Source organism: Streptomyces sp. adm13(2018), assembly GCF_008042145.1.
Classification (GTDB): Bacteria; Actinomycetota; Actinomycetes; order Streptomycetales; family Streptomycetaceae; genus Streptomyces.
Window position 1 is genome coordinate 1 of record NZ_RDBH01000095.1, and the last position, 2,264, is coordinate 2,264.

A 2,264-nucleotide genomic window follows, 5' to 3' on the forward strand; every position below is an offset into this window, starting at 1 on the left:
GTCGCGGAGCAGGGCGAGGGCCGCCTCGCGGGGGTCGGTGAGGCCGGTGAGCGCCCCCGCCCAGCCGCTGCCGCCCGAACTGCTCGCCTCCGTCGACCTGCTGGTGCCCAACGAGCACGAGGCGGCGGGCGGTCGCGGCGCCTTCCACGACGACGGAGAGGGGGAGTTCGAGCTGGAGGAGCAGGGCGTCGGCGGTGCCGATGAGGGCCTCGTCGCCGTGGTCCAGCGAGGTGACGGTGCCGTTCGCGCCGGGGATGACGACGATCGCGTTGCCGCCCTCGTCGTCGACGACGATGTGCGCGGTGCCGGAGGGGCCCTCGGCGGTGCGCAGGAGGTCGGTGTCGACGGAACAGTGTTCGAGGGAGGCCCGCAGCCGGGTGCCGAAGTCGTCGGCGCCGACCGCGCCGATCATCGACACCTCGGCGCCCGCGCGGGCGGCGGCGACGGCCTGGTTGGCGCCCTTGCCACCGGGGATCGTGCGGAAGGAGCGTCCGGTGACGGTCTCGCCGAGGGCCGGCGCCCTCGGGACGTAGGCGACGAGGTCCATGTTGGTGCTGCCGAGTACGACGATGCTGGTCATGGGCGTACTGCCTCCCGGTGGGTCAGTTCGGCCAGGGTGTCGAATCCGATGCCGTCGAAGGACGGGACGGAGGTCGCGAGCCGGTTCTTGAGGGGGGTGGTCCAGTGCTCGGGGAGCCGGTCGGGGTGGCCGGCGAGCAGCCCGGCGACCGAACCGGCGGTGGCGCCGTTCGAGTCGGTGTCCCAGCCGCCGGAGACCGCCGCGCCGATGGAGCGGGTGAAGTCGCCGTCGGCATGGGTGAGGGCGGCGGCGAGCAGGGCGGCGTTGGGGACGGCATGCACCCAGTGGTACCCGCCGAGTTCGAGGTGCAGGCGGTCGACGACGGTGTCGAAGTCACGGGTGTCGCGGGCGAGGGCGATCCCGCGGCGGACCGCCCGGGCGAGGCGGGAGTGAGGTGGGATCACGGCGAGGCCCCCGGCGAGCGACCGGTGTACGTCGGCGGTGCCGGTGGCGGCGGTGGCGAGGGTGGCGGCCACGAACATGGCGCCGTAGACGCCGTTGGCCGTGTGGGTGAGGGTCGCGTCCCGGTACGCCTGCTCGGCGGCGGCGGCCGGGTCGCCGGGCCGGGTCCAGCCGTGGACGTCGGCCCGGATCTGGGCGCCGATCCACTCACGGAACGGGTTGCGGTGGACGGCGGTCAGCGGGGGTTCGATCCCGTCGAGGAGGTTGCGGTAGGCCACCCGCTCGGCCGTGAAGGTGCGGCCGGCGGGGAGTTCGTCGAGCCAGAGGCGGGCGACGTCGGCGGTGGTGAAGCCGCGGCCGTGGCGCCGGAGCAGCAGCAGGTTGAGGAGGGGGTAGTTGAGGTCGTCGTCCTCGGGCATCCCGTCGATGTTCTCGGCGAGCGAGGTGGGGGCGGAGCGGCGGTTCCAGGGGTGGGCGGCCGTGAAGGTGCGGCCGGCGGGGAGTTCGTCGAGCCAGAGGCGGGCGACGTCGGCGGTGGTGAAGCCGCGGCCGTGGCGCCGGAGCAGCAGCAGGTTGAGGAGGGGGTAGTTGAGGTCGTCGTCCTCGGGCATCCCGTCGATGTTCTCGGCGAGCGAGGTGGGGGCGGAGCGGCGGTTCCAGGGGTGGGCGGGCGGGGGCGTGGCTCACGGTGGTGGCGACTGCGTTGCCCCCGGAGGGGGCGATCTCGCCCGCCGCCGTGGCCAATCCGTCGCCCCCGGCGGTGGCCAACGCCTCGCCCCCGGCCGCGTACGCGTCGCCCACCGTCGCCGCCGCCACGGTCGTCCTGTCGTCGTTCATCAGGATTCCCCCTCCGGGGTCAGAAGGTCCGCCACGTCCAGGACGTGGTAGCCGCGCATCGACGGCAGGCAGCTGCCCGTGACGGGGGTGATGGCCGAGGCCCATTCCTCGGGGATCGACCGCAGTCCGCCGGCCGCTCCCGCCAGCGCGCCCGCGACCGCCGCCGTCGTGTCGGCGTCGCGGCCCATGTTGACGGCCGTCAGGACCGCCGTACGGAAGTCCCCGCGGGCCGCCGCGAAGGCGCCGAACGCCAYTCCCACCGCCTCCGGCGCCAGGTCCGCTCGGCGGTCGTCATCGGCGGCTACCCGTGGACGGACCTGGCGCTCGCGGGTGAGCGGGTCCGGCTGGACGCGCTGGGCGGCGACCACCGCGCGCCGCAGCGACCGCGCCGTCCACGAGTCCATCGGGACTGCCGAGAGCGCCGCCGCGATCACCGAGGTGACCC

At 74.9% G+C, this 2,264-nt stretch carries 2 protein-coding genes and 1 pseudogene; all 3 read right to left on the minus strand.

Annotated elements, in window-relative coordinates:
• On the minus strand, window positions 1-580 hold a 580-nt coding region (locus EAO70_RS08535), incomplete at its 3' end, for a PfkB family carbohydrate kinase (protein ID WP_261992758.1).
• A pseudogene (locus tag EAO70_RS08540) lies at window positions 577-1,924 on the minus strand (ADP-ribosylglycohydrolase family protein). The pseudogene EAO70_RS08540 and the gene EAO70_RS08535, both read right to left, overlap by 4 nt.
• A partial coding sequence (locus tag EAO70_RS08545; RefSeq protein ID WP_187283799.1) for an ADP-ribosylglycohydrolase family protein occupies window positions 1,819-2,264 on the minus strand: 446 nt, incomplete at its 5' end. The gene EAO70_RS08545 and the pseudogene EAO70_RS08540, both read right to left, overlap by 106 nt.